This window comes from Gemmatimonadota bacterium (genome assembly GCA_016209965.1).
In the GTDB taxonomy this organism is placed as follows: domain Bacteria; phylum Gemmatimonadota; class Gemmatimonadetes; order Longimicrobiales; family RSA9; genus JACQVE01.
The window spans coordinates 1-7020 of record JACQVE010000017.1 but is presented as its reverse complement, the minus strand read 5'-3'; the positions used below and the strand labels follow the sequence as shown (position 1 = coordinate 7020).

Sequence of the window (7020 nt, the reverse complement as noted above, 5' to 3'; positions counted from 1 at the left end):
TCGCCGCGCGACTGGCTTACGCGACCGCCCGCAGCCACGCCTTCTCCATCAGCCGCGAGGACGGCATCAGCCTGGCCCTCGGCGGCCGGAGGCGCTGGGATCTCGAGCCCTCCGCCACTCACGACCGCAGCTACTCCGAGGTCTCCGCCTGGGGCGCCGCTTACCACGCCATCCGCCTGTTCGGCTTTGCCGACCACGTCATCGCACTGCGCGCCAGCAGCATCTGGCGCAATGGCGCCGGCGCCAGTCCCGCCGATATCGGGGGCGCCCCAGGGGCCGCTCTGCCCTTGCCCGCCGGCGGCAGCATTGGCTCTGGATCCGTCTTCCTGCCCGTCCGCAGCTTCCTCGAGGGAGACCGCGCCGGCACCCGCGCCTGGACCGCCAGCCTCGAATACCGGCTCCCCATCGCTCTGGTCGGCCGGGGGGTCCGCCTCTGGCCCCTCTTCCTGGACCGGCTCTCCGCCAGCCTCTTCCTGGATGCCGGCGACGCCTGGTGCCCCGCAGCCGCCACGCGCACCGAGACCGACTGCGCCCGCCCCGCGCTCCGACCCCTGGTCGGCACCGGCGCGGAACTCGCCCTCGACCTTAACCTCTTCTTCGGTCCCACCTTCCGCGTCCGCTCCGGCATCGGCTTCCCCATCCAGGGGCCCCGAGACCAGCCCCTCGCCTACCTCCGCCTCGGCCCCTCCTTTTGACCAGGACTTCTCGTCAAGGCCCCACAGCCGAGAGCTCGATCCGGTAGCGAGGTTCAAAGCTCCTGCTCGTTGCACGCACATCTGAGATCCTGTCCAGGTTGAAAGCCTTGATGTGGGCGGCTCCCTCTTCCCAGGCGTACAGCAGCAGGTTGCCGGTGCTCTCCGCCCGCCTCAGTGAGTACGGCTCGGCCACGCGGCGTGTACCGCTGTAATCGAATTCGATTAGCAGGCGGTTGGCCCCTGCGAAGCGGACGGTCTCGAGCGGGACGCCAGTCCCCCAATAGTGGATGCCCGCGGGCGCCAGGAGAGTCGCGCCGGCGGCCATCGGCACCGTGGGGAGCGCGACTTCGGCTGGCGCCGCCACCGGCGCCTCGATCCAGAGCAGAAGGTCAGCAAGCCGTGCGAGGACGGCGTCCAGGTCGGGCAGCATTGGCAACTGGTGCGCCAGCATATTGCCCCATTCCGACCTGAGCTCTTCCGTGTCTTGGATAACGGCAAGCACCTCGGCCTGGGAAGGGCACGCTAACCCTCTGGCTTCGCACTTCGCCTGAAGCAGCTCGCGCAGATGCACGAGATCGAACGCCTCGGGGTGGTTCTCAAGCAGGTAGACGACGTCATAGAGATCCCGTGGGCGGGCCCTTTCGTAGAGCGCCCTGGTCTTCTCCGCGAGCAGCTCGTCGAACGAGTAGGTAGCGACGCTGAGTTCCGGCGGCAGCGACTCCGGGTATGGGTGGAACACGGGCCGTGCGTCGGGAGGATCGAGCACCGGCTCATACCTGGTAATGTCCAGGAGCACACGGGGGTACCCTGGAAAAGCCAAAGGGCCGCGGTAGCCCATGCGGCCCTGAAAAGTGTCCTGACCTTGTTTGTCGCGACGCGCGCGGATCTCCACCAAGTCCGGTGGAAACTCGATGCCGCTCAGCTCATGGGTTGCACGCGTGATGCCGATTAGCAAGTCCCGGATCTCATCCTCGGTGTACGCAGCATCCGGCAGGAGGGAGAAGTCCAGGTCTTCGGAGAACCGATAGGTCTCGAAGAAACACTTCTTGATACATGTGCCGCCCTTGAAAACCCAATTGTCGCGCGCGGGAGACAATGCCAGGCCGGCAAGCAGCCAGCCCAGGATGTAGTCCTTCTCCACCACCTCGGGCCGGAGCTGCCATTCGCCTGCCCGGTCAAGGATGTCCTGTTTGCGAATCATGTCAGGATGCGCCCCCCGTCCCAACGGAGACGTTCACCCAGAGGCGCCAGCGCCGGACGAGCCTCCCACGCCGCCGGACAGCAGGGTCCAGACGGGAATACCCTGCCGTGAGCCGCCGCGTCGCTTCTTCCGTGATGGCCCGCTCACCTGGCCAGAGTAGCTCGGCAAGATGCCCGAGCCGCTTCCAGGCAGCGCCTGACGCGAAGCCCTCGGCCTCCGCGAGTAGCTTCTTGAAATCCCGCTCCGGGGCACGGCCGTACTCTTCCAGCATGTCGGCGAGGTGGCGGATGCCTCCACACAGTTCCGGGTTTCGAAGGCAATCCACGATCGTGCGTTCTCGACTCGAGACCAGCACCCGCTCGGCGCCTCGCCAGACCGGTGTGACCCCGCCAGCGATCCGGTCGGCTGCAACACGGAACAGACGGAACTCGTGCTCGAGCAGCTTCCTCGACCGCGACCGAACGTGCGCTGCTGTGACGACCAGCGTGCCGCGGAAGAGCTGTTCAGTCAGCCCCCAATGCTCGGCCGCGCTCCACCCGCCGATATAGCAGGGAGAAAAAGCCTCCCGGGCGACGATCCAGGGGTCCTCGGCTACGGAAGGCTTGCCAGGCTCTGCTTCCAGGGGCGGGATCAGGTAAAGGCCGCGCCGCGCCCGCACAAGCCAGCCGCGTCGGGTCAAGGAGGCCAGTTTCATGGCAGCCGCCGTCCGGCTGATCCCGATCGCTGCCGCGGCGTCGACCACCGAAAGCAGACCGCCCTTGGCCGCCCTGGAGAGCTTGGCCAGGAGTGCGCGGTCGGAACCGGATGCGTTGCCCACCTTGCTAGATCCTCTGCGATGATATAATTTACATGTGAAAGTTTTCGAAATACGTAGATATCTACACACGAAGTATATCGCAACAGCAGGTCGTCACGCAAGGCAGGCTTGTATCACAACAGCAGGTCGTCCCGCAAGGCGGGCTTTTTGCCGAGGCGGACCATGGGGAAGGCGAAACGCCAGGCGTCCGGATCCGGGTCTCCAAAAAGACCGGCGAAGGCGAGCCGCCCGAGCACTGCGACAAGATCCCGGTTGACGCGCCCCCTCCACCGGCGCCCGCGAGCCGGGCACGCGCATCTCTGGTACGAAACCTGTAAGCCACGCCCGCAGGGCTAACCGCGAACCACGCGAGCAGCGAGGAACAGGCATGGGCGGGAAACGACCCGATCAGTTCCGCATCGCACCGGGTGAGGCCGGCGCCACCGACTCCAAGCAGCGCGTCCAGACCCCCGAGGAGGGCGACCTCCAGGATCAGCTCTACAGCCGCGTCATGGAGGGCGAGGTCAAAGCCACGCAGCCCACCCCCCCAGCCGCGCCCGAGCCGCTCGCCGAGCGGCAGCGCCAGCGCGAGCTCGAACGCAGGCGCCACATCCACTGCCGCAAGTCCGGCCGGGCCCGACCCCGCCGGCCGCGCCCCGGGCCTTGATTCCCACACCCGCTTCGCCCCAACTTCCAGCCTGCCGCGCGAGGCCCCTCCATCGCGTTCGGCCTCGCCGGCACCCGGGGCTTGACCCCAACATGTGGCCGATGTATACTGCTCTCCCCCCAATATCTTGGGGGCCCGCCCGGGCACGCGCGAGACTGACGGCGGCAGCCGGTGCCCCACAGCGGTGGTCCCGAGGTCCCTCAGTGGGGTTTCCCAGGAGCGAGCCATGAAGCGCCATCCAACCACCGGGAACGCTACCCAGTTGCCGTCGCCAGCGGGAGGTGAGGTCATGGTCGAGGATCTCCCGTCCGCGAAGCTCACGGAGAATGCGCGGCTCGTGCTGGCGCGACGCTACTTGCGCAAGGACGAGAGTGGGAATCCGGTCGAGGAGCCGGAGCACATGTTCTGGCGGGTGGCGCGGGTGGTAGCGGCGGAGGATGCCAAGTTCGGGGCGAGCGAGGGTGCAGTCGAGGCGGTGGCGCGGGAATTTTACCGCCTGCTGGCGACGGGGTTGTTCGAGCCCAACTCGCCTACCCTGATGAATGCGGGGCGGCCGCTGGGCCAGCTCTCGGCCTGCTTCGTGCTGCCCGTGGAAGACGCGCTGTCCAACGGCAAGAACGGCATTTATGACACGCTGCGCGCCATGGCGCTGGTGCACCAGTCGGGCGGCGGCACGGGTTTCTCGTTCAGCCGGCTGCGCCCCGAGGGGGACGTGGTACGCTCGACCATGGGCGTGGCCAGCGGCCCCGTCTCTTTCATGAAGCTCTACGACGCGTCCACGGAGGTTGTGAAGCAGGGCGGCACGCGCCGGGGCGCGAACATGGGGATCCTGCGCGTGGACCATCCGGACATCCGCGCGTTCATCACCTGCAAGACGGACGTGAGTCAGGTCACGAACTTCAACATCTCGGTGGCCATCACGGATGGCTTCATGGAGGCCGTGGCGAAGGGGGAGAAGTACCCGCTGATCACGCCGCGAACGGGCGAGGTAGTGGGTTGGGAAGACGCGCGCGAGATCTTCGATCTGATTGTCCGGGGCGCGTGGGCCACCGGCGAGCCGGGCGTGTTCTTCATTGACCGGGCGAACGCCTACAATCCGGTGCCCAAGCTGGGCAGCTATGAGGCCACCAACCCGTGCGGCGAGCAGCCGCTGCTGCCCTACGACGTCTGTAACCTGGGCTCGGTGAACGTAGGCCCGTTCGTCCGGTTGGACGCGCCGCCCGATGCCGCGCCCCAGGAGCGCGTGGACTGGGAGGGACTGCGCCAGGTGGTCCACCTCTCCAGCCACTTCCTGGACAACGTCATTGTCGCCTGTCTGGTCCCGCTCGCAGAGATCCACGCCCTGGCGCCACTGATCCGGAGCTTCGGTCTGGGCATCATGGGGTGGTCGGACATCCCGGTGCGCGTGGGTGTGCCCTATGCCAGTGACGCAGCCATCGAGCTGGCCAGCAAGCTCATGGGCTTTGTGGACGAGGAAACGAAGCTGGCCTCGGAGAAGCTGGCCGAGCAGCGGGGCGTGTTCCCGGAGTGGGAAGAGAGCATTTGGGGGCCGGACGAGCACTGCGCCCGCACCCCCGACGGCCAGCGTATCCGGCCGCAGCGCCGCCTGCGCAACTGCAACACCACGACCGTGGCGCCCACGGGCACGATCTCCATCCTTGCCGACTGCTCGGGCGGCATCGAGCCGCTGTTTGCCGTGGCCTTCATGCGCAAGCAGGCGGGCGCGCTGATGCCCGATGTCAACAAGGATTTCGTGCGGCTGGCGCGGGAGCAGGGGTGGCACTCCGACGAGCTGATGGAGCGGATCGCGCGCGAGGGCCACATCCATTTCACCGAGGTTCCCGAGGCCGTGCAGCAGCTCTTCGTGAGCGCGCACGACGTGACGCCCGAATGGCACATCCGCATGCAGGCTGCCTTCCAGGAGCACGTGGATTCCGCCATCTCGAAGACCTGCAACTTCCCGCGCCAGGCGACCCAGGAAGACGTGCGCCAGATCTACCTGCTGGCGCACGAGCTGGGCTGCAAGGGCGTGACCGTCTACCGTGACGGCTCGCGCCCCGCCCAGGTGCTTTCCACGGGCAGGACGGCAGGCGACGCCGCGGCCGCCGCCCCGCCGGACCTCGAGTCGCAGCTCGCGGACTCGCGCGAACGCCTGCACCGCCTGGTGCAGGAAAACGAGGAGCTGAAGGGGCGGCTGGGTGAGGTCGAGGCGCGCATCCAGAAGCGGCGCCACAAGCGGACTCGCCCCCCCGCACTGCGCGGCACGACCCGCCGCATGCCCAGCCCGCTGGGCGACCTGTACGTTACCATCAATGAAGACGAGCAGGCGCGCCCCTTCGAGCTGTTCGCCACCTTGGGCAAGGCTGGCGGCGCGGCCATGGCTGACGTCGAAGCCATCGGCCGCCTGGTCTCGCTCGCACTGCGCAGCGGCATCCCTATGTCGGAGGTCTACCACCAGCTCCGCGGCATCTCCTGTGACCGCGCCGTGGGCGTCGGGCCCAGCAAAGTGCTGTCCGTGCCCGATGCCATTGCCCAGGCCATCGCCCAGCACGAGCGCGAGAAGGCGGGCGTCCAGCAGGAGCTACCCATGGCCGAGCCAGGCGCGCCCGCCAAAGGGGCAGAGCTCCACGTGGATTTCGGCGCCTACGACCCCGGCCAAAGCTTCCTCGGTAGCTGCCCCGACTGCTCGGCGCAGCTCCACTTCGTGGAAGGCTGCATGAAGTGCCTGGCGTGCGGATACAGCGAATGCGGCTGATGCTCGGACTGGAGCCCCGGCGGCGGGAATTCGCGACAAACGGCAGGATCGGCGGGCGCGACGCACTGCTCCGCCTCCTGGCGCACGCGACCCTGCTCTCGCTGGCCGCAGGCCTGGCCGCCGCGACGCCGCGGCTCCACGCCCAGCAGCTCACGGTCCAGCGAATTTTTGCCTCCCGCGACTTCCGCCCTGACGATCTCGAGCAGCTCGAATGGCTGCCGGACGGCAAGGGCTACACCTTCGTCGAGCCAGGTGAACAAAGCGGCACCACCGACCTGTGGCTCGAACACGCGGTCACGGGGCAGCGCACGAAATTGATCGAGGGGGCGACGCTCGTCCCGCCCGGCGAGTCCGGGCCGATCGAGATCGAAGCGTACCAGTGGTCCACGGCTCGCGACAGGCTGCTCATCTATACGCGCTCGCAGCTCGTCTGGCGACAGCCTACCAGAGGCTACTACTACCTCTACGACCCTGCCACAAAGCAGGTCACGCCGCTCTCCCGCGCGCCGGGCTGGCAGCAGTTCGCCAGGTTCTCGCCCGATGGCCGGGAGGTCGGCTTCGTGCGCGAGAACAACCTCTATGTCGTCGACGTCGCCACGGGCGCGGAGCGAGCGCTCACCACGGACGGCAGCGAGGTCATCATCAACGGCACCTTCGACTGGGTCTACGAGGAGGAGCTGGACCTGCGCGACGGCTGGCGCTGGAGCCCCGACTCCCGCCGCATTGCCTTCTGGCGCCTCGACCAGAGCCCCATCGAGACGTTCTTCCTGATCGACGAGACGTCGCTTTACTCGAAACCGATTCCGCTCCGCTACCCCAAAGCGGGGACCGCGAATTCCCGTGTCGCCATCGGCGTCATCGGGCTCGACGGTGGCCAGACCCGCTGGGTGGACCTGGGGGCCGACG

General features: G+C 67.6%; 6 protein-coding genes. 4 read left to right on the top strand and 2 right to left on the bottom strand.

What is annotated here, in order from left to right:
* Positions 1–695: hypothetical protein (locus tag HY703_00790; GenBank protein MBI4543715.1), on the top strand; the 695-nt coding region annotated here is incomplete at its 5' end.
* 13 nt (positions 696–708) lie between these two features.
* On the opposite strand, the gene HY703_00785 is transcribed toward HY703_00790, so the two are convergent.
* Both HY703_00785 and HY703_00780 read right to left on the bottom strand, forming a co-directional pair.
* Complete coding sequence (locus tag HY703_00785) at positions 709–1896, bottom strand: nucleotidyl transferase AbiEii/AbiGii toxin family protein (GenBank protein ID MBI4543714.1); 1188 nt, start codon at positions 1894–1896, stop codon at positions 709–711.
* Between the two features lies 1 nt (position 1897).
* On the bottom strand, positions 1898–2713 hold the full coding sequence (locus tag HY703_00780; protein MBI4543713.1) for a type IV toxin-antitoxin system AbiEi family antitoxin domain-containing protein: 816 nt from the start codon (positions 2711–2713) through the stop codon (positions 1898–1900).
* Positions 2714–3080: 367 nt separating this feature from the next.
* Between HY703_00780 and HY703_00775 the strand changes: the two genes are divergently transcribed.
* The 3 genes from HY703_00775 to HY703_00765 form a co-directional block, all read left to right on the top strand.
* Complete coding sequence (locus HY703_00775) at positions 3081–3359, top strand: hypothetical protein (protein ID MBI4543712.1); 279 nt, start codon at positions 3081–3083, stop codon at positions 3357–3359.
* Positions 3360–3648: 289 nt separating this feature from the next.
* A complete protein-coding gene (locus tag HY703_00770; GenBank protein ID MBI4543711.1) occupies positions 3649–6114 on the top strand; it encodes a vitamin B12-dependent ribonucleotide reductase in 2466 nt (821 codons plus the stop codon).
* Positions 6105–7020, top strand: a 916-nt coding sequence (locus HY703_00765; GenBank protein MBI4543710.1) for a DPP IV N-terminal domain-containing protein, incomplete at its 3' end; no start/stop codon positions are given. The genes HY703_00770 and HY703_00765, both read left to right, overlap by 10 nt.